Origin of the sequence: Lysobacter sp. GCM10012299, assembly GCF_042649405.1 — a bacterium.
Classification (GTDB): Bacteria; Pseudomonadota; Gammaproteobacteria; order Xanthomonadales; family Xanthomonadaceae; genus Lysobacter_J.
In genome coordinates, this window is sequence record NZ_JBHRZC010000002.1 from 212,422 (window position 1) to 233,891 (window position 21,470).

The following is a 21,470-nucleotide window of genomic DNA, read 5'->3' on the forward strand; positions in this document are numbered from 1 at the left end:
GTCCGTCCTCACTGCTCCGGCTTGCGGTAGCGGTCGTCGTCTCTCAGAAACAGGTCTTCGTCGAACTTGAAGCGCAGGCGGATGAATGCGCCTTCATCGGTGTACTCGTAGCCGGTCAGGTCGGGGTCGCCTACGAAGCCGACGAAGTTGTAGCCAGCCGACAGCCACAGGTTGTCCTTGAGCAGGCGGCCGACCTCGACGCCGTAGGCGTACTGGTTGGCGTCGTTGTCGCCGAAGAAGCTCGATGCGAGCACGCCGATGTCCCACTTCTCGGTGACGTCGTAGACCACGCGGCCCGACACCAGCACGCCACGGAAGCGGCTGTCGACGCGGGTGCCATCGTTGAAGGAGAAGCGGTCTTCCTGCCACTTGGCCGCGACTCGCCCGGTCAGCCACCACGGCCGCAGCGGATGCCAGTCGGCGTGCGTGGAAAAGATGTGGGCACGGGTGCGCACATCCTGGCCGATGTCGCCCCCGGTGAAGTTGCCGTTGACGATGCCGCTCTCGTCTTCCTCGAGCTTGTACTCGTACCGCGCCAGGGCGTTGATGCGGTTGCGGTCGGTATCGCGGTAGGCCAGGCCGAGCTGGAAGCGATCCTGCAGGACGTCGCCGCGCGCTTCGTAGTTGGTGGCCAGCGTGTAGTTGCGCGCCAGCAGGGTCCAGTCACGGTTGATCTTGCGCGCGTACAGCAGCTGCAGCAGGGTGGTGTCGAACTGTTCGTCGATGTTGGGCGTGGAATCGACATCGCCGGAGACGCGGTACTCGATCCGCGCCGCGCCGCGCCACAACGGGTTGGCGCTGTAGTCCAGGCCGAATGCCAGCGCGGTCGCATCGCCGGTGTCGCCGTCGTAGACGCGCACGTGTTCGGCGTCGGTGGTCAGGCGCAGGCCATCCTTGACGTCCCAGGAATTGCGGATGCCCGAAGCCATCTGGATGTCGCGACCGCTGATGGCGTCGCGCATGCGGTACTCGCTGAACACCTGCGTGTCCTTGACGTAGGTGCTGTCGATGCCGAAGACCAGCGCGTCGCCCTCACGGTCTGCGGTGGTGATGCCGTAGGCGCTGGTCAGGCCGGTCTGCCGCTCGTATCGGCCGTACAGGCGGTTGCGCTCGCGCAGCCGGTAGTCGACGCCGAGGGCGACGCGGTTGCGGTCCTCGCCGTTGAAGTCCTGCTCGTACTCGCCGCCGACCACGAACTTGTCGTTGATGACGTAGCCGACGCCGGCATGGACCGTGTCGGACGACAGCTCGGTGCCAATCGGCAGATCCGAGGTGGGCACCGTGCCGCTGCTGCGGATCACAGGCAGGCCGGTAGCCGGGTCGAGCGGCTGCTGGCCAAAGCCGAGCGCGCCGCCGCCGGCCCCCGAGGCGAAGCCGCCGCTGAGTCCACCGGTGGAGCCGAACGGTGGCGAGATCGACCACGGCGAGGTGATGCCGATGGTCTCGTCGATCGTGCGCACGCCGAAGTCGAGCGTCAGCCGCTTGGTCGCGTCGATGCGGATGCCGGCACCGGCTGCGTCGCGCTCGCCGCCCTGCGGGTTGCGGTCCTCGCTGCGGAGGGCTTCGACATACAGCTCGAAACGCTGGCCGATCCTGTATTCCATCTCCAGGCTGTATTCGCCACGACCGCCGTACAGCGGCGAGGCGGCGTTGTTGAACTCCGGATCGGTGCGGGCACCGAACACACTCATGTCGAAGTTCTTGCCGTCGTGGCCGAATTCGAAGCGGTAGGCATCGCCCTCGACCTCACCGCTCAGGCCACTCAGGGCGGGCGTGGCGTACTGGTTGATCGGGTTGGTGTTGACCTCGCTCTGCGTACGCGCGGCCTCCAGCACAATCCAGGTGTTCTTGCCGAAGCGGTAACCCAGGTTGGCGCTGGCCATCTTGAACTCGGCGAACGGGTTCTCGTCCTGCACGTACGATCCGCCGATCTCGAACTTGTTGGTGATGCGCCACTGCACATCGGTGCCGTAGACCCAGAACTTCTCGGTGCCCTGGTCGAGCTCGTAGGTCACCCGCAGCGAGACCGGGTTGAGTTCGCTGTCGAACGCCGGCAGGAAGGTGTTGAGCAGGATCCGCCCGGAGAACGGCTCGAAGCTGTAGTCGACCAGGCGTGCCAGCGGCCGCACCGAAATGATCCGCGAGGGCTGGTTGCGGTCGCGCACGATCACCTCGACGCGGTCGCTGCCTTCGAGCACGGCGTTGTTGCTCAGCCCGTACGGGCCGCTGCCCTGGCTCGGGAACTCGTCGATCACCTGGCGCAGCGAGTCCTCGAAGGCAAAGACATTCCCGCTGACTTTCTTGCTCTCGAAGTGCCAGCCGAGGCCCGTGGCGGTTCGGTTGTAGGTGCCCAGGCTGCGCATGCGGACCTGGCCGCGGCTGCCGACGCCGGTCTGCGTGGCGATGGTCTCGCCGCTCTGGAAGTCGCCGTACATCAGGTAGCTGCGGTTCTTGTCGATGCGCACGTACAAACGCTCGGCCGACTGCGCGTCGAAGCCGCGCAGCGAGGAGTCGCCGTACACCGGATAGAACTCCTCGGGCTGGATGTCGCGCAGCAGGCGGCCACGCACGTCCTTGTCGGAGTCGTAGGCGGCGGTCAGCAGGTACTCGCCCTTGATCCGGCCCTTGACGAAGAACGCGGCGCGCGCTGCAGCGTTCGCCTTGCCGTCGTTGAACTCCTTCTCCCAGCGGCGGATGTCGCGATCGAAGCCGTCGTCGCGGCGCACCGGATCAATCGGGCTGCGGTCGCGGAAGTTGATGATGCCTTCGATCAGGCCCGTGGCGATCATCTCGCGCATCTCCGGCAGGAACGCCAGCGTGTTCTCGGCGACCTGGCCACCGGAGGTGATGCGCAGGATCACGTCCTGCGGCACGTCCGGTGCGAGCAGATCGAACTCGGCGCGGCCGTTCTCGACCGGCAGCTGGATGCCCGGCGTGAAGCGGTCGGCATCGAGGCGGTCCGGACCCAGTTCGTCGGTGCGCGCACCCGGCAGTTTCACTCGCCCACCGCTGTACTCGATGGTGGCGAAGGCCTTGCCGGCGAGCGGCAGGCCGTCTTCGCCGAGCAGTTGCACCACTACATGCACCGCCGACTGACCGTCTGCCGGCACACCGTCACGGTCGACATCGACGGCGACGGTGGCGACGGACGAGTTGGCGCTGTAGTCGACCTGGCCGGACTGCACGGGCACGGCCTGCGGCGCCGCGTCGGTGGTCGCCGGCGATTGCGGGTATAGCGGTGCCGGGTCGCCCAGGGCCGGGACGAAGCGCGGCACTTCGCTGTTGGCGGCGGCTTCGACCGGCGTCCGCTCAGCGTTGGCCGACAGCGGTTCTGGCGGCGTATCCGACTGCGGTTGTGGTGTTGTCGACTGCGGCGTGGGCAGGCTCGAATCAACCGCTGGCGGTGTAGCCGCAGGTGTCGTCGATAGGATCGGCGTGGTCGGGGTCGCAGGCGCCGCAGCGTCCTGTCCTTCCCGCGCCCCGCGCGGCGCAACGATCGCCGGCGCCTGGTTGGCAGACATGGTCGCCTGCGCCGGCGCGCGCAGCGGTTGGGTCTGGAAGCTCAGCGGCGCTTGGCCGACTTCGCTTTCCGGTGCGCCCACTTCACCCTGCGCGCGACGTGCCTTGACCTGCTCGAGCACGGCGTTGGAGCCGCTGCCTTCGATGAAGTCGGCGCGGTGCAGTTCGCCATTCTTGAGGTCGATGAAGAGGCTGTCGGCGTCGCCGAGGTTGCGGTTGCTGCTGGCGACCAGGCGCGAGCCGACCGGCAGGGTGCTCTCGTCGACCTTCAGCGTGTGGCTCTTCGGTGGCAGGCCGCAGTAGCTGTACTTGCCCTCGGAGTCGCTGACCATCCAGGTGCCGTCCTCGAAGTACATCCGCACGCCCGGGATGCCGAGCTCTTCGTGGTCCTGCATCTGGTTGTTGTTGGTGTCGACGTAGATCTTGCCGAGCACGCAGCCTTCGTCGGTGAACACGCCGCCGGTGATCCGCACGCGGTATTGCGCCTGGTTCGACGGCACCACGCCCGGCAACGGCTGCAGCGAGTTCGGATCGACGCAGCCACCGGTGATCGAGCAACCGTAGGCCTGCGCACGGTTGATGCCGTCGCCCTGCATCGAGCCCACACCAATCCGCACGCGGTAGGTCAGGAGGATCTGCTCGCCGACCGAGATCGGCCCGGTGGTGAACACCAGGCGCGGTCCCGGCTTGCCCGCCGGGTCGGGAATCGCATTGCCGTCGGCGCGCGCGGTGCCATCGATGTACATGAAGCCCGGCGGCAGGTTGTCGATGACGTTGACCGTGTTCATCGGCGCGCCGGCGGTCTGGCGGATCGTGATGGTGTACATCAGCGTGTCGCCGACCTCGACGATCTGGCGGTCGCCGGTCTTGCTGATCACCAGCCCCGGCGCCGACGACGGATCCAGCGGGATGTGGTTGTGGACGATGCTGGCCGTGGCCGAGCCCGCCACCAGCGACAGGTAATAGGCGGTGCCCGGGCCGATCGGCGCGCTCGGCGCGGTCGCCTGCGGCTGCACTTCGAAGGTGGTGCCGACCGCGCCCGGCGGGTTCAGGGCATTGGCCTGCGCCGGGATCACCGCCGACGGGAACGTGAAGCCGCCCGGCGGCGTCACCCGCAGCGTGTAGTCGCAGCGCGCCGGTGCCGACGGCGCGAACAGGAACTGATAAAAGCCGGCCGCGTCGACCGTCATCGATATGTTGTTGCCATCGATGCTGTAGCCGCCGGCGCCACCATTGAGGATCGAGGTGGTCGGTTCGAAGCCGGCGCACACGCCGGTCGGCGCCAGCGTGACGACGGAACCGGGTACCGGATCGCGGCTGACGACGTCGTAGACCACGCCGCCCGGATCGACCGGCAGGCTCTGCTGCGGCAGCTCGGCACCCGACTGAAGCACGACTTCGAGCTGGCTGATGTTCTGGTCGGTGACGCGGCAGGTGCTGGCAGTGCCGCCTGCAATCGCACCATCGGCGTTGCACGGCGCCGGTGGGCCGCCCGCGGTTTCACCGGTCACCGGGAAGCCCCACAGCACGCCGGAGGTCGGATGGCGGAAGCGCACGTAGTGGCGCACGCCCGGAATGAGGTAGCGGATGCGGTAGGTGCCGTCGGCTGCGGTGACGGCGTCGGCGATGACGGCATTGGTGGCCGGGTCGACCAGCTCCACGCGCCAGCCATCGAGGCGACGGTCGCCGCCATCCAGGTGCGTGTCGTCGTTGCCGGCGTCGAACCAGACCGTGCCGGAGATCGCCGACGCGAGCTGGATGGGCGTGGCGATGCGGCACGCGTTCTGGGTGATCGCCGGATCGCAGGCCGGCAGTGCGGTGACATCGCCGCTGAAGGCCGCACGCTCGGCAGGCGACGGAACATGCGCCTGGTCTTCGCCACCGCCTTCGACCAGCACGGCGTTGATCACCGGCGAACTGGCGATCGCGGATTCGGCGACACGCGCCTGCACGGTGATTGCATCGGGGTTGACCTGGTCGCGCGCGATCACGGTGCTGCTGGTGCAGCTCAGTTGCGTCTCGCCGACGGCGCCGGTGCAGGCCCAGCCGTTGCCGGTCGGTGTCGCCGCCAGTGTCAGGCCCGGCGGCAGGCGGTCTTCGACCACGTAGTTGCCGGCCGTCGGCTTCGGCCCGGTGTTGCGCACGCGGATGCTGTAGGTGCCGATGTTGTTGACGGTGAATTGCGCCGGCGCGGCGGTCTTGCTGACCTTGAGGTCGGGCGAGTCGGCGATCTCGCCGAAGTTGGCGCCGATCGCGGCCGCGCCCGGCGTCAGCGTGATCGCGCTGATCGCCGACGGCAGCGTGCCGCGCGGCGTCGCCGTGCCGTCGGGAACGCCATTGACCGCACCTGGCGTGGTCACGCCGTCGGTGGTCAGCGGCGGCTGGTCGGGTTCGGTCACGGTGTAGGTGCCCGGACGCAGCGTGTCGAAAATGTAATCGCCGTTGGCATCGGTCACGGTCGAGCCGTTGACCACCAGCGCCATCGCCAGCGCCGGCAGCGGCGCGTTGACGGTCTGGCCGAGGTCGTCGTTGCCAGTGAGCGTGACGACCACGTTCGGTATGCCCGCCTCACCCGCATCGAACGCACCGTTGAGGTTCTCGTCGACGTAGACCTTGCCGGCGATCGAGGCGCCCGGGGCTTCGCCGAAGTTGTAGTCGGTGGCTTCCGCATTCAGCGCCAGGGTGATCGTGCTGATCTGCGAGGGGACGGTGTTGGGTGCCGTCGCGTTGCCGCCGGAACTGCCCGGCACGGTGATGCCGTTGACGGTGCCCGGTGGCTGGTCGGGCTCGGTCAACTGGAAGACGCCGGCGGGCAGGCCCTCGAAGCGATACCGGCCATCCGCATCCGTGGTCTCGGTCAGATCGACCGGAGTGCCCGTTCCCGCCGCCACGCCGGTCAAGTGGATCGTCACATTGGCGATGCCGGTTTCGCCGGCATCGATCACGCCGTCATTGTCCGTATCCAGCCAGACCCGTCCGGACAGGACGCCCGACGGGAACTCGCCGAACAGGTTGTCGATGTGGGACTGGCCCGCCGGCAGCGGGATGCCGACCACCCGTGACGGAATATCGCCCTGCACACTCGGCGTACCGCTGCGCACGCCGTTGATGTTGCCGCGGTCGGTCAGGCCGTCGGTGGTTGCCGGCGGTTGGGTCGGCTCGGTCAGGTTGTACAGGCCTGGGCGCAGGCCCTCGAACACGAAACCGCCAAGCGGACCGGTGGTGGTGGAGGCATTGACCGTCTGGCCCAGGTCGTCGATGCCGGCCAAGGTGATCGTCACGTTGGGGATGCCGACCTCGATGCCGTCCTGCACGCCATTGCGGTTGCCGTCGATGTACACGCGGCCAGTGATCGTGCCGGGCGGAATCTCGCCGAACAGATAACCGTCGACCTGCTGGCTCACGGCCAGCGTGATGCCGACCACGCGCGAAGGCGTCGTCGACGCCGCAGTGGCGGTGCCGCCGCCAGTGCCGGCAACCGTGGTCCCGCTCAGCGTGCCGGTCGGCTGCGTGGGCTCGGTGACGACGTAGGTGCCCGGCGGCAGGCTGGTGAATTCCCAGGTGCCATCGGGATTGCTGGTGAGCGAGCGCGTCACCGCGCCACCGCCAGTGACGACGCCGGCAAGGTCGATCTGCACGCCGCCGATGCCGTTCTCGCCGGCGTCGATCGCGCCGTTGTTGTCACTGTCGAGCCAGACGCGGCCGGCGATCGCACCGTCGGCAATCTCGCCGAACAGGTTGTTGATGGACGCATTGCCCGCGCTCAGCGCGATGTTGACAATCGCCGACGGCGTGGTCGTCACAGGCGTCGCGGTGCCGGCCGGCGTACCGTTGATCGCGCCGGCGGTGGTGATGCCATTGGTCGTGCCGGGCGGTTGCGTCGGCTCGGTGACGGTGTAGCTGCCTGGGCGCAGCTCGGCGAAGGTGAAGGCGCCGTTGCCATCGGTGGTGGCGCTGGTGTTGACCGCCGCGCCGGTATCGGTGGTGCCGGTGAGTGTGACGGTCACGCCGGCGATGCCGACTTCGCCGCCGTCGATCAGGCCGTCGTTGTTGAAGTCGTAGAAGACGGATCCGGCAATCGAGGCCGGTTGGATCTCGCCGAAGTTGTAGCCGGTGCCGGCGACTGCCGCCGTGGTGACGATGCCGCTGATCGCCGACGGCGTGGTCGCCAGATCGGTCGCGGTGCCGCCCAGGCTGCCGACGACGGTGATGCCGTTAAACGTGCCGGGCGGCTGCGTCAGTTCGGTCACCGTGTAGGTGCCCGGCACGATCGTGGTGAAGGCGTAATTACCGTCGGCGTCGGTGGTGGTGTCGCGCAGCACCGGCACGCCGTTGTTGGTGGTGCCGGCCAGGCGGATGCCGATGCCGGCAATGCCGGCTTCACCAGTGTCGATCACGCCATTGTTGTTCAGGTCGAGCCAGACGCGGCCACTGATCGCGGTGTCCTGCGGGTTCTCGCCGAAGTTGAACTCGGTGCCCTGGCCGTTGCCGACCGCCAGGTCGATGGTGGAGATGCGGTCGGTGGTCAGCGGATCACCGCCGACTGCCGTGCCGCGCACGCAACCAGTGGCACACGGCGCACCGCTGACCAGGCCCGGGTTGACTGCCAGCGGCGCGTTGTTGAAGTTGCCGGCCGGCAGCGGCTCGCGCAGCGTATAGACGACGAGCGGATCGAGGTTGGCGAAGGTGTAGGCGCCATTGGCGTCGGTGGTCGTGGTCTGGAGCACTGCGCTGGAAGTGGCGTCCAGCAGCTCGACCGTGGCGCCGGCGATGGCCGGATCGGTGCCCGCCGTGCGCGTATTGCTGAAGTCGACGTCTGAATAGACGAAACCGGACAGCGTCGCGTTGATCAGCTCGGGGAAGTTGTAGCGGACACCCGCATCCTGGCGACCGACGGGGATGGTCGCGAAACTCGAGTTCGGCGTACCGCGGACGTAGGTGCCGCCCAGCGACGGCGCATCCGCACCCGTCGCCGGCGGATCGACTGGCCCGTTCACGAAACCGGTCGGCTGCGTCTGCGTGATCGTGTAGCCGCTGGCGTCGGACGGCGAGAGCTCGCCGAAGGTGAAGTTGCCGCTGGCATCCGTCGTCGTGGTCAGGCTGATGGCGTTGCCGTAGACGTCGGTGCCGGCCAGCGCCAGCGCCACCCCCGGAATCCGCGGCTCGGCGCTCGCATCCTGCGGCACGCCGCCGTTGGCGCCGGTGCGATCGCGGTCTTCGAACACGGTGCCGCTGATCGTCGAGGCGATGACACCCAATGGCACCGTCACCGTGTCATTGCCGGTGGTGTTGTCGACCTGCTGGGTGGAAACCGTCGCCGTGTTGCTGCTGGTGCCGCCGGCCGGCACCGTATCCCAGCGCGCCGGCACGATGATGCGCACGCGGCCGCCGTTGCCGGGGGCGAAGGTGACGTCGCCCAGATCGCAGGTGACGGTGCTGCCGCTGAGCGTGCAGGTGCCGGTGCCGTTGGGCACGTCGCCCGCGCCAACTGCAGGCCCGACTTTCTGCCACTGGATCGTGCCGGTGACGAGGACGCCTGCTGGCAGGGTGTCGACGATGCGCGTGCCCGGGCCGTTCAGCGGGTTGGTGCCACTGCGGTCCAGGCTCAGGCTGGAACCCGGCCCGTTGTTCACCGCTTCGATGACATAGAAGAACGGTTCGCGCACCGTCACCGGATCCACCGTCGGCGGCAGGGCGACCGTCGGATTCAGGTCAGGCGTCTGCGTGACCGTCGTCTTCGACACCGCCATGTCCACGCGCGTGCGGATGCTGGTGTTCTCGTCCTCGGTGTCGTTGCCGGGCTGCGTGTCGGTCTCGTTGGCGCTGGCCGTGGCCTGGTCGGTCAGGGTGTCGCCGGTGGCGGCCGGCGGCGTCAGGTACTCGAAGCTGAGGTACAGCGTGCTCTCGGCGTTCACGTTGATCACGCCGGGCTGGTCGCTGCCCGGGAAGCCAGCGCCCGCCGGTATGCACACCAGCGTCATGGTGGCCGGGCCGGTGACGGGATTGCTGCCGGCCTCGATCAGGCACCGGTTCGGATCGAACGGCCCGCCCGCGGTGTCCGACGCGCCGGCATAGCGGACCGTGGCCCCGGCCTGCGGCGAGATGGTGTCGCGGATGCGCACGCCGGTGGCCGCCGACGGGCCGCCGTTGTTGCGCACCGTGATCGCATACGAGACGAAGTTCTGCGACGTGTCGGTAGGGTCGTAGCCCATCGGGTCGACGCCGCCGGTGAAGCCGATATCGACCTTGTTGGTGATCAGGTCGACCTGGCCGGAACTGAACGTGAGCGCTGCCGCCTTCTCGTCGTCGGCCACCGTGGCAGTGGTGTTGAATTCGAAGTCGCCGGCCGCATCGGTACCGCCGCTCGGGTCCGCGACGCCGTCGCCGTTCCTGTCGAAGAAGAACGAGCCGGTGTCGGGGAAGGCGCGGGCCGGATTGCCGGTGAGGTTGAAGATCGGCGTCAGCCTCACGGTCAGGCTGTTGGTCTGGCCGCTCGCCATGTCCAGCGGCGCGCAGGTGATGGTGATCGTGCCTGCCGCCGACCCTTCGGTATGGAAGCGCGTGCCGCCAGGGGCCGCCACCGATGTGACATTGGCACCGGCGACCGCGGTGCAGGAGGTGGTGCCACTGCCGTCGCGGACCGCGGAGTTCAACACGAAGCCGGAGTCGTTCGGCGGCAGTGCGATGACATCGCGGAACACCACCGCCGGCGCCAGCGAAGGACCTTCGTTGCGGTAGTCGATGCGCGATTCGCTGGGAACGCCGATCTGGCCCGTCGTGCCGGTGGTGAGCGTCTTGGCCGTGGCCTGGACGTTGGCCACGCGCGGAATGCGGACGAAGTCCGATGCGCTGTTGTTGCTGTCGTCCACCTCGCCGATCGCACCCGGAACGGCAGGGTCGACGGCAACGCCTGCGGTGTTGCACCACGACCCGGCGGGCATCGCGACGGCACCGCAGGTTCCTGCCGGGCGCGTGGCGCTGTCATCGAGGGGTCCGTTCACGGTAACCGTGGCGGTTGCGCTTGCACCAGGGGCCAACTGCGTCGCGCCGGACCGGCACACCACGCTGCCGCCACCGTCGACGCTGCACGTCCACGCCGGGGGTGCGACCACGCTCGCCGTGCTGCGCCCGCTGATGAATCCGGGGATCGGGTCGTTGACGACCACGCCCGGCGTGGAATTCGGGCCGGCGTTGGTCACGGTGATGGTGTACGTGAAGCTGGTGTACGTGACCGGCAGCGTGTTGTCGGCCGTGCCCGGTCCGTTGGTCTGCTTGGTGATGCTCAGGTCGGCCGACTGCGTGGTGCTGCCGCTGCCGTCGCCGGAGCAATCGTTACCCGGATTGCCATCGACATTGGCGCCGCCGCTGGTGATCGGCTCCAGCGAGCCACCGGAACCGCCGGTGCAGGCGTTGTTGGTCAGCGTGCCGGCTTCGCGTGCGCGCGTGGTGATGGTGAGCGGCGGCGCGCTCGCTCCCGAAGCGAGTGGCAACGCTGACGCATCGAGCGTGCAGGTGACTGTCTGCGGCGTGCCGGGCCCGATGTAGATCGGCGGTGCGACGGTGCAGGTCCACGGCGGTGTCGGTCCTGCGCCAAGGAACTGTTCGCCCGGTGCCAGCACATCCACCACCTGCAACTGCCCCGTGACCGTATCCGGCCCGAGGTTGGTGACGTTGATGGTGGTCGTCATCTGGCTGTCGAGGTCCGGCTCGGTGCCGTCCCACACGTTCACCAGCGCCGGCTGCTTGTCCTTGGTCAGGGCGAGGTCGGCGCCTGGCGTCAGCACCGTGAAGGTGACGCTGCTGCTGTTGTCGTTCGGCTCGGGATCCGCCGTCGACGAGGTCACGGTGGCGGTATTGGTCTGGTCGCCACTGCTGCCCGGGCCGCTCGCAGGCACGGTGGCGGTGATGGTGAAGGTGTCGCTGGAACCGGCCGGGTACGGCCCGTTATGCGTGCACGTGCGTTGCCCGCCGAGCGGGCCGGTCGTGCACGTCCAGCCGGCCGGCTCGTTACCACCGGTGACGGTGAAGCCCGGCGGCATCGGATCGGTGAAGCTGACGTTCTCCGCGTCGCCGGGGCCGTTGTTCTCGACGATGATCGTGAACGTGACCGTCTGCCCCGCCGTCGCCGGCGCCGGGCTCACGCTCTTGTTGATCTCCATGTCGGCGCCAGCGCCGATGCCGACGGAGACTTCACCCGTGTTGTTCGCCGTGTTCGGATCAGGAGTGCCGTTCGCGGTGACGGTGGCGCTGTTGACCAGGGTGCCGCTGGTGGAAGTGACCTGCGCCTGGAACGTGTAGGTGGCGGTCTGGCCCGCCGGCAGTGTGCCGGGGAAGGTTCCGTTGGGGCCGCTGAACGTCCAGCCTGCACCACTGGTGCTGCCCGCGACGAAATTCAGTCCGGTCGGCAGCGAGTCGGTGACGCTGAAGTTGGTGGCATCGCTGGGACCGTTGTTGGTGACGGCGATGGTGAACGTGACGAAGCCGCCGGCCACGGCCGGGTTCGGCGAGGCGGACTTCGCCATCACCAGGTCGGCCGAGTCGATCAGCGTCGTGCTTTGCGAATCACGATTGTTGGTGGCGTTTTGATCCCCGGCGAAGAACGGGTCCGTGTCGGGCAACGCCGATAACGGAATGGTGGGGTCCGGAACGGGCGCCTGTCCGACGGCGGCGTCGATGGTGATCAGTCCGGGAGGCAGCCCCGCCGTGTTCACCTGGATCTGGAAGGTGACGGGCTGCCCTCCGGCCAATATGCCCTGCACGCTTCCCAGGTTGCACTCGATGCGCGTGGGCACGACAGCGTTGGCCGAACAGAAGGGCGGCAGGCTCGCCGCGCTGGTGCCAGGTGGCAGGTCGAACAGTACGAAAGTGCCATCAGCCGTTGTCGCGTCGGTGTTCTCGACGGTGATGCTGTACGTAACCACGCCGCCGGCAGGCGTCGGATCCGAGCCTGTGTCGGAGAGGTCGGAGATCTGGAGATCGATGGCGAATGCCGGAAGACTTGCAGCGCACAACAGCGCAGTCAGTGCGAACGAACGCGCAAGGCGAACGGCTATTCCGAAGAGGGATTGGCCATTCCATTGCGAACCGCTTCGCTCCGATCGAGCCATGCAATCCCCTCTGTCGCAGGTGCTTCCCTGAACTTCTGAACTTCGGAGCGATGCGAGTGCTCGCCATTCGCAAGAATGGTGAACAGATCCTTAAGGTCTTTGCGTGCAAATAACGTGAAAGTCCTCACCACTGCTGATCAACCACGCGCAAGGAAACAAAGGCTGAATTCAGCCGTGAAAGATCGCGTTATTAAGGTTTGTGATTTGGATGTGTGCGACCGTCGCGGCGACGCGGATTTAACCAACATAAGGCAACAATCCGCCGCCGCCCCTCGCGGCGATCATGGAGACTGCAATGGCCACGAAGCCCGCCGCAAGCAAGTCCGATAAAGCAGCGGGGGCAAGCTCCCCACGGCCCAACATCCTGGTGATCTGGGGTGACGACATCGGCACATGGAATGTCGGCGCGTACACCCACGGCATGATGGGGCGCACGCCGAACATCGACAGCATCGCCCGCGACGGCATGCTGTTCACCGACCACTATGGGCAGCCCAGCTGCACTGCGGGACGCGCGGCCTTCATCATGGGCCAGCTGCCGATCCGCACGGGAATGACCACCATCGGCATCCCGGGCTCGACCCGCGGCATCCAGAAGAGCGATCCGACCCTTGCCGAGGTGCTGAAATCGGCGGGCTACGCCACCGCCCAGTTTGGCAAGAACCACCTGGGCGATCGCAACGAGTTCCTGCCGACGGTGCACGGGTTCGACGAGTGGTTCGGCAACCTCTACCACCTCAACGCCGAGGAAGAGCCCGAAGAACTCGACTATCCGGGCCAGAAGAATCCCGAGTACAAGAAGAAATTCGGTCCGCGCGGCGTGCTGCACGCCTGGGCCAGCGACAAGGACGATGCCAGCACCGACGAGAAGTTTGGTCGCGTCGGCAAGCAGAAGATCGAGGACACCGGCCCGCTGACGCGCAAGCGGATGGAAACCTTCGACAAGGAAGTGCTCGACAAGACGCTGGATTGGCTCGACCGCACGGGCAAGGGCGACAAGCCGTTCTTCTGCTGGTTCAACACCACGGCCATCCACATCCATTCGCATTGCACGAAGAAGTACATCCAGATGGCCGTGGATGAAGGTCGCGCGGAAGAAGACGTGGTGCGCGCCAAGATGCTCGAGCACGACGAACACGTCGGCGCGCTGCTGGACAAGATCCGTGAGCTGGGCCTGGAAGAAAACACGATCGTCGTCTACAGCACCGATAACGGCAACGAGTTGATGCTGTGGCCGGACGGTGGCTACGCACCCTTCCGCGGCGAGAAGGGCACGACCTGGGAAGGCGGCGTGCGCGTCCCGCATCTGGTGAAGTGGCCGGCGAAGATCAAGGCCGGCAGCGTTTCGAACCAGATCCAGAACCACGAGGACGTGTACGTCACGCTGGCCGCGGCCGCCGGTTTGACGGACATCAAGGAAAAGCTGCTCAAGGGCCACGAGATGAACGGCACCAAGTACAAGGTGCACCTGGATGGTTACAACCAGTTGGATTACTGGACCGGCAAGAGCGAAAAGGGCGCGCGCCGGGAGATCTTCTACTACGACGAAACCGACCTCATGGCGATCCGCGTCGACGCGTGGAAGATGCATATCGGCGTCAAGCGCGAAGGCAGCTGGTGGGACGCGAAGTACTACCCGAGCGTCCCGTACATCATCAACCTGCTGATGGATCCGATGGAGAAGATGGACCCGCAGTCGCACGAATGGGGCTATATCGGCCGCAAGTTCTTTGCTTCCAAGCTGTGGGCGCCGACGGCGGCCGGCCCGATCATCGCCGCGCACCTGAAGAGCCTCATGGACTTCCCGCCGTCGCAGGGAGCCGACACCCTGAGCATGAAGAAGGCACTGGAAGAAGCGCAGCGGAAGATGGAGACGCCGCACGGCAGCAGCAACTGAACTTGGCGCGCGGGGAGGGTGGCCACGGCCGCCCTCCTGACGCGGCGGGTATTCCGCAGCAAAAACAGGAGCTGTCATGGACGTTCCCGCCCCGCCGCAGCTACCGGCCGAAATCGCCTCGGAGATCGATGGCAAGCCGGATGTTGCAAGTTCGTCGACGCGGCTGTCGATCTACCGCACGCGCCTGTCGGTGTACCGCACGCAGGTGTCGAACCTGCGCTCGCACCTGGCCAATGAACGCACCCACCTGAGCTATCTGCGCACGACCGTGTCGCTGGTTGGGTTCGGCATCACCCTCAACCGCTTCAGCATGTACCTGGTGCAGCAGAAGGAACTGGCCGAGCAGCATTCCCGGCATTTCCTGCGCGATGCCGGCAACGCCGGCCTGGGGATGGTCGTGCTCGGATTGCTGCTGCTCCTGTGGTCGATCTACCGCTACTGGGCGGTCGGCCGGGATATCGAGCGCGGCCAATACGTCTCCCACCAGAAGGGCACGATCGCCGCCAGTATCGGACTGCTGTTGCTGGGCGGACTGACGGCCGTATGGCTCTTCGTGAGATGAGGTGACGTGATGCTGCAGCAGGCACCGCACGAAGCGGTCTACATCCTGACAACGGCCAACGTCATGCTGTTGTTCTTCATCATGCTGGGGCCGGTGAAGATCCTGGCGCCGTTCTATCGCGCGACCGCGACGATGGAGCCAAAGGCGGTCCGCAGGATGGCGATCAAGGTCGCGCTGATCAGCGCAGCCACGCTGCTGGTGGCCGGCCTGCTGGGCAGCGCGATGATGCAGAAGTGGCGCATCACCGTGCCGGTGATGGAATTGACCGGAGGCATCGTCTTCCTGCTGGTCGCGCTGAAGCAGGTGCTGGAGCAGTACGGCGATCCGCCGCCGCCGCCGACGGATGCTTCAGAATCGCGGCTGATGCACCTGGTGTTTCCCGTGGTGGTCACTCCCTACGGCATTGCCGCACTGATCGCATTGATGGCGCTGAGCACCGACGCCTCGCGTTCAACGACCCTGCTGGTCGGCGTGATGGCGGTGATGGCGATTAACCTCGTCGCGATGATGTTCGTGCGCCAGGTGATGCGCGGCGTCGGGCCGTTGCTGCTGCAGATCTTCGGCGCCGTACTGGCGGTGCAGCAGGTGGCGCTGGCACTGCAGCTGGTGGTGGCGGCGCTGAAGGGAATGGGGGTGGCGTGACCGTACGACCGCGGGGCGCCTTTTAACTACGAGGGGAACGGTGATGGAACCTTTGTCGTTCACGCGCCTGTCGCTGTGGGTGATCTCGATCGCGTTCTTCGTCGGCCTGGTGGCCGCGCGCGAGGTCGGCAAGTACCTTCGTGATCGTCATGATCGCCGCGTCCCGGCGCCGGACGGCAAGGATGGCGATGCCTTCGCGATGACTTCGGTGCTGGGCCTGCTCGCGCTGCTGATCGGCTTCACCTTCTCCATCGCGTTGTCGCGCTACGAGGCGAGGCGCGAACTGGTGGTCCAGGAAGCCAACGCCATCGGCACGACCTGGCTGCGCCTGCAGTTGCTCGAGCCGTCCGATCGCGAGCGGATGGCGCCGCTGCTGCGCCAGTACGTCGATGCGCGCATCGAATTCGGAAATGCCACGACCGCCGAGGAAGAGATCAGGCAATACCGGGTGACTGAGTCGTTGCAAACCCGGTACTGGGACGAACTGATGAAGGCGATCGGTCCCTTTCGCGATACCCCCCGCGCCTCGTTGGTGGTGACCACGACCAACGATTCCATCGATCTCGCCGCCGAACGTTTCGCGACGCGGCAGGCGCATATTCCGCCGAGGATCCTCCGCTTCCTGGCGCTGTTCGCCCTGCTGGCGGCCGGCATGGTCGGCTATGAGCGCGGCGCGCAGCGAATCGCTACGTCGATGATGTTCCTGCTGCTGACGCTGGCCGTGACACTGGTCATCGACCTGGATCGGCCATCCACCGGGATCACCAATGTTCCGCAAGGTCCGATGCTGGACCTGCGGGATTCGATGGTGCCGGCGAGCGGCGTTCCCCCGGTGGTCGGGTCGGATCGCGACGCGCATGGATGCATCGCGTCGGCGGGCTATTCCTGGTGCGACAGCATGAAACGCTGCGAGCGCCCGTGGGAACTGGCGAAGGCGCACGGCTTCGAGCCGACGCCGGAGGGGTTCAATGCGTTCTGCAAGGACCCCCGGTGAGGCGCTGAGCGAGCTCAGTCGCCCAGCGTCAGAAGCGACGCGTTGCCACCCGCCGCCGTCGTGTTGACGGTGATCGTCTTCTCGGTGGTGAAGCGCGGCAGGTAGTGCGGGCCGCCGGCCTTGGGGCCGGTGCCGGACAGGTTCTGGCCGCCGAAGGGCTGCACGCCGACGACCGCGCCGATCTGGTTGCGGTTGACGTAGCAGTTGCCCACCTTCACCCGCGCGCTGATCTTCTCGATGGTCTCGTCGATGCGCGAGTGGATGCCCAGGGTCAGGCCGTAGCCGGTCGCGTTGATCGCATCGATCACGGCGTCGAGCTGATCGGCCTTCCAGCGGATCACGTGCAGCACCGGGCCGAAGACTTCCTTGTGCAGCTGGTCCAGCGACTTCAGTGCGTACGCGCGCGGGGCGAAGAAGCTGCCGTGCGCCGCGTCGGCGTCGATGGCAACCTCGCCGATCTTCGTCGCTTCCACGTCCATGCGCGCGGCATGGTCGACCAGCATCTTCAGCGCGTCCTCGTCGATCACCGGACCGACGTCGGTCGACAGCAGGCCCGGGTCGCCGACCTTCAGCTCGGCCATGGCACCGGCCAGCATCGAGGTGACCTTGTCGGCGATGTCGTCCTGCACGAACAGCACGCGCGCTGCCGAGCAGCGCTGGCCGGCGGAGGTGAAGGCCGAACCGATCGCATCCTTGACCACCTGTTCCGGCAGCGAGGACGAGTCGGCGATCAGTGCGTTCTGGCCGCCGGTCTCGGCGATCAGCACGCCGATGGCGGCGTCACGCGCGGCCAGCGCACGGTTGATCGCGCGCGCGGTGTCGGTCGAGCCGGTGAAGGCGACGCCGGCGATGCGCGGGTCGCGCGTGAGCGCGGCACCGACGGTGGCGCCGTCGCCCGGCAGGAACTGCAGCACGGCCTCGGGGATGCCGGCTTCGTGCAGCAGCTTCACGGCGTAGTAGCCGATCAGGTTGGTCTGCTCGGCCGGCTTGGCGATGACGGTGTTGCCGGCGGCGAGCGCGGCGGCAATCTGGCCGGCGAAGATCGCCAGCGGGAAGTTCCACGGGCTGATGCAGACGAACACGCCGCGGCCGGACAGCTGCAGCGTGTTGGACTCGCCGGTCGGGCCCGGCAGTGCTTCGACCGCGAACAGCTTGCGCGCCTGGCCACCGTAGTAACGCAGGAAGTCGACCGCCTCGCGCACTTCGGCGACGCCGTCGGGCAGGGTCTTGCCGGCTTCCTTGGTGCACAGCGCCAGGTACTGCGGCATGCGCTGCTCGAGCAGGTCGGCTGCGTATTCGAGGATCGTCGCGCGGCTGGCGGCCGGCATGGTGTTCCAGGCGTCCTGCGCGGCAACCGCGTTCTTCAGTGCCAGCTCGACCGTGGCGGCGTCGGCGGCCTGCCACTGGCCGACGGTCTCGCGACGGTCGGCGGGGTTGGTCACGGCAATGCTCGGGCCGCTGACGGTCGCGCCCGGCACGAGCGGGGTCGCGCGCCAGTCGCTGCGGGTGGCCTGGTTGACCTGCTCGGCGAGTGCGCGCAGTTGATCGTCGTTGGCGAAGTTGATGCCCATGGAATTGGTCCTGTCGATGCCGTAGCTGCGGTACAGATCGACCGGCTGCGGGATGCGCGGGTGCGCGATGGATTCGAATGCGGAAACGGTGGCAACCGGGTCGTGGATGAGGTCATCGATGGCGATGTCCTCGTCGGTGATGCGGTTGACGAAGCTGGAGTTGGCGCCGTTCTCGAGCAGGCGGCGCACCAGGTACGGCAGCAGGTCTTCGTGGCTGCCCACCGGCGCGTACACGCGGCACGGCACGTCCAGGCGCTCGGCCGGGATCACTTCGGCGTACAGGTCGTCGCCCATGCCGTGCAGCTTCTGGAACTCGAAGTGCTTCGCTCGCCCCATGGATTTCGCGCGCTGGTGGATCGTGGCGATCGTCTGCGCGTTGTGGGTGGCGAACATCGGGTATATGGCGTCGCCGGCCTCGAGCATGCGGCGCGCGTTGGCCAGGTAGCTGACGTCGGTGTTGGGCTTGCGTGTGAACACCGGGTAGCCGGCCTGGCCGTCAACCTGGGCGCGCTTGACCTCGCTGTCCCAGTACGCGCCCTTGACCAGGCGCACCGGGATGCGGCGACCGTGGCGGCGGGCAAGGTCGGCGATGAAGGCGATCACTTCCGGCGCGCGCTTCTGGTACGCCTGGATCGCCAGGCCGTAGCCTTCCCAGCCGTTGAGCGAGGCGTCGGCGTAGGCGCCGGCGATCACGTCCAGCGAGAGTTCGAGGCGGTCGGCTTCCTCGGCATCGATGGTGAAGCCGATGCCGTACGACTTGGCCAGCTGCGCCAGCTCGAGCACGCGCGGGGTGAGTTCGGCGAACACGCGTTCGCGCTTGGCATGCTCGTAGCGCGGATGCAGCGCCGAGAGCTTGACCGAGATCGACGGTGCGGCGAACACGTCGCTGCCGACGAAGTTGCCGCTCTTGCCGATCGCATGGATCGCGTCGCGGTAGGCCTGCAGGTAGCGCAGTGCGTCCTTGGTGGTCAGCGCGCCTTCGCCGAGCATGTCGAACGAGTAGCGGTAGCTGGCGTTGGCACCCTTGACCGAACGCGCCAGCGCCTCGCCGATCGTCCGGCCCATCACGAACTGGTGGCCCATGATCTTCATCGCCTGGCGCACGGCCAGGCGGATCACCGGCTCGCCGACGCGGCCGAGCAGGCGCTTGAAGGCGCCGTGCACGTCGCGCTTGGTCTCGTCGTTGAGGTCGACCAGGTGGCCGGTCAGCATCAGGCCCCAGGTTGAGGCGTTGACCAGCACCGAATCGGACTGGCCCATGTGCCGCTTCCAGTCAGCATCGCCGAGCTTGTCGCGGATCAGCTTGTCGGCGGTGTCCTGGTCCGGAATGCGCAGCAGCGCCTCGGCCACGCACATCAGCAGCACGCCTTCCTCGCTGCCCAGGTCGTACTGGCGCATGAAGGCTTCGATCGCGCCCTGGTCCTTGGCGCGGGCACGCACGCGCTGGACGATGCCGGCGGCGGTGGCCTGGGCGGCGAAGCGCTCGGCGTCGGGCAGGCGGGCCAGGTCGAGCAGGGCGCGCACGTGCGCGGCCTCGTCGCGGACCCAGCCTGCGGTGATCGCGGCGCGGGGGGCGGCCGGCGTGGGCGGGAGTTCGGGGCTGAGCAGGGTGCGTGTCGGCGGCGGGCCGTCGTTGGCGACGGCGGGGGAAGCGTTGATGGTCATCGGGCCCGGGGAGACTGCCGTGGGGAGCCCGATAGTTTAGAGGCTATGGGTGTCGCTGGCCTGTGCGCTGGGGGCTGGGAGGGTTTTGCGGAGGTGGGCAGGGCGACGTCCATGGATCCCCGCCTTCGCGGGGATGACGGTTGAGGGGCGGGGATGACGGTGAGGGGGTGAGGGTCCGGGGGCGGTGCGGTACGCCCCGTGCGAGTCCCAAAGGCCCTCAAGCGTGGCAAAGAGCCGTTTTTGCAAGGTCTGTGAGCGGCTTCATGCATCTCGCGGGTTGCCGCAACAGTGGTCGGCGGCTACCATTTCTCGGTTATCCGTAGCGCTATGGGGCTGTCCGCCCCGGCGTGATGGGCCCCGAATCAGTGTCAGGGGCTCGCCAGCCACCTTCGTCCGGACGGTCCCCGCGTGTTGCGCGGCCGGTGCCGGGAAAGGCAGCCCGCGGAGCACGACAAGCAACCTCACCCGGTTGCCTGCTCGGTTCAAACTTACCTAGTTGATATTTTCTGGGGCTCGAACAGATGAAAGTCGGTCGTTTCAAGCAGTGGGCAGCGGGCATCGCCGCAATGGCGCTGCCGGTCCTTGCGTTTGCGCAGGCGGCCGACCCTAAGCCGTGGCAGCTGAACATGGGCAAGGGCGTCACCGCCCAGTCCGTCAATGCCTACGAGGCCCACATGCTCGCGCTGTGGATCTGCGTGGTCATCGGCATCCTGGTGTTCGGCGCGATGGCCGTGGCCATGTTCAAGTTCCGCCACTCCAAGGGTGCGGTGCCGGACAAGGATTTCACCCACTCGACCAAGCTCGAGATCATCTGGACCGTGGTCCCGGTGGTGCTGCTGGTGGCCATGGCATTCCCGGCGACCAGCAAGCTGATCAAGATGTACGACACCCGCAACGCCGAGATGACCGTCAAGGTCACCGGCTACCAGTGGATGTGGAAGTACGAGTACCTGGGCGAGAACGTGGCCTTCACCAGCCGCCTGGACCGTAACAGCGACGCGATCCGCCAGAGCAAGGCCGTCCCGACCGCTGCCCAGACCCCGCACTACCTGCTCGACGTCGACAACGTCCTGGTGCTGCCGACCGAGACGAAGATCCGTTTCGTGATCACCGCCGACGACGTGATCCACGCGTGGTGGGTGCCGGCCCTGGGCTGGAAGCAGGACGCGATCCCGGGCATCGTCAACGAGGCCTGGACCGACATCAAGGAGCCGGGTATCTACCGCGGCCAGTGCGCCGAGCTGTGCGGCAAGGACCATGGCTTCATGCCGATCGTGGTCAAGGCCGTGCCGAAGGCGGAATACCAGCAGTGGCTGGCGTCCGAGAAGGCGAAGAACGCCCCGGCCCCGGCTCCGGCGCCCGCCGCGCCGGCTGCTCCCGCCGAGCCTGCCGCTGCCCCGGCCGAACAGCCGCAGCCGGAAGGCACCACCCCGAACACCGAAGCCGTCGCCGCTGTCGCGGTTGCGGGCTGATCGGCCCGCGGCATTTAGTCAAGAATTCTCTGAGGTAGGCC

General features: G+C 67.2%; 7 protein-coding genes. 5 read left to right on the forward strand and 2 right to left on the reverse strand.

All coding sequences use genetic code 11. From position 1 onward, the window contains the following. Positions 1 to 8: 8 nt before the first annotated feature. The gene (locus ACFOPO_RS05320) at positions 9 to 12,530 is read right to left on the reverse strand and encodes an SdrD B-like domain-containing protein (RefSeq protein WP_386701657.1); all 12,522 of its coding nucleotides are present in this window, start codon (positions 12,528 to 12,530) and stop codon (positions 9 to 11) included. Between the two features lie 391 nt (positions 12,531 to 12,921). Here ACFOPO_RS05320 and ACFOPO_RS05325 point away from each other — a divergent pair, with 391 nt between their 5' ends. From ACFOPO_RS05325 to ACFOPO_RS05340, 4 genes are all read left to right on the forward strand, one after another. Then, positions 12,922 to 14,523: an arylsulfatase gene (locus ACFOPO_RS05325; RefSeq protein WP_386701659.1), complete on the forward strand. Its 1,602-nt coding sequence runs from the start codon at positions 12,922 to 12,924 to the stop codon at positions 14,521 to 14,523. A 76-nt stretch (positions 14,524 to 14,599) separates the two neighbouring features. Next, positions 14,600 to 15,085: a DUF202 domain-containing protein gene (locus ACFOPO_RS05330; RefSeq protein ID WP_386701661.1), complete on the forward strand. Its 486-nt coding sequence runs from the start codon at positions 14,600 to 14,602 to the stop codon at positions 15,083 to 15,085. Between the two features lie 9 nt (positions 15,086 to 15,094). Then, complete coding sequence (locus ACFOPO_RS05335; protein WP_386701663.1) at positions 15,095 to 15,727, forward strand: MarC family protein; 633 nt, start codon at positions 15,095 to 15,097, stop codon at positions 15,725 to 15,727. 79 nt (positions 15,728 to 15,806) lie between these two features. Further along, the gene (locus tag ACFOPO_RS05340) at positions 15,807 to 16,721 is read left to right on the forward strand and encodes a hypothetical protein (RefSeq protein WP_386701665.1); all 915 of its coding nucleotides are present in this window, start codon (positions 15,807 to 15,809) and stop codon (positions 16,719 to 16,721) included. Between the two features lie 14 nt (positions 16,722 to 16,735). On the opposite strand, the gene putA is transcribed toward ACFOPO_RS05340, so the two are convergent. Continuing rightward, positions 16,736 to 19,957: a bifunctional proline dehydrogenase/L-glutamate gamma-semialdehyde dehydrogenase PutA gene (gene putA / locus ACFOPO_RS05345; RefSeq protein WP_386701667.1), complete on the reverse strand. Its 3,222-nt coding sequence runs from the start codon at positions 19,955 to 19,957 to the stop codon at positions 16,736 to 16,738. 521 nt (positions 19,958 to 20,478) lie between these two features. On the opposite strand from putA, the gene coxB reads away from it, so the two are divergent. Then, complete coding sequence (gene coxB / locus ACFOPO_RS05350) at positions 20,479 to 21,429, forward strand: cytochrome c oxidase subunit II (RefSeq protein ID WP_386701669.1); 951 nt, start codon at positions 20,479 to 20,481, stop codon at positions 21,427 to 21,429. Positions 21,430 to 21,470 lie beyond the last annotated feature (41 nt).

Bases quoted from the DNA above. Each gene is read 5' to 3' on its own strand.
- ACFOPO_RS05325 (WP_386701659.1), top strand. From the start codon at position 12,922: ATGGCCACGAAGCCCGCCGCAAGCAAGTCCGATAAAGCAGCGGGGGCA.
- ACFOPO_RS05330 (WP_386701661.1), top strand. From the start codon at position 14,600: ATGGACGTTCCCGCCCCGCCGCAGCTACCGGCCGAAATCGCCTCGGAG.
- ACFOPO_RS05335 (WP_386701663.1), top strand. From the start codon at position 15,095: ATGCTGCAGCAGGCACCGCACGAAGCGGTCTACATCCTGACAACGGCC.
- putA (WP_386701667.1), bottom strand. From the start codon at position 19,957: ATGACCATCAACGCTTCCCCCGCCGTCGCCAACGACGGCCCGCCGCCG.
- coxB (WP_386701669.1), top strand. From the start codon at position 20,479: ATGAAAGTCGGTCGTTTCAAGCAGTGGGCAGCGGGCATCGCCGCAATG.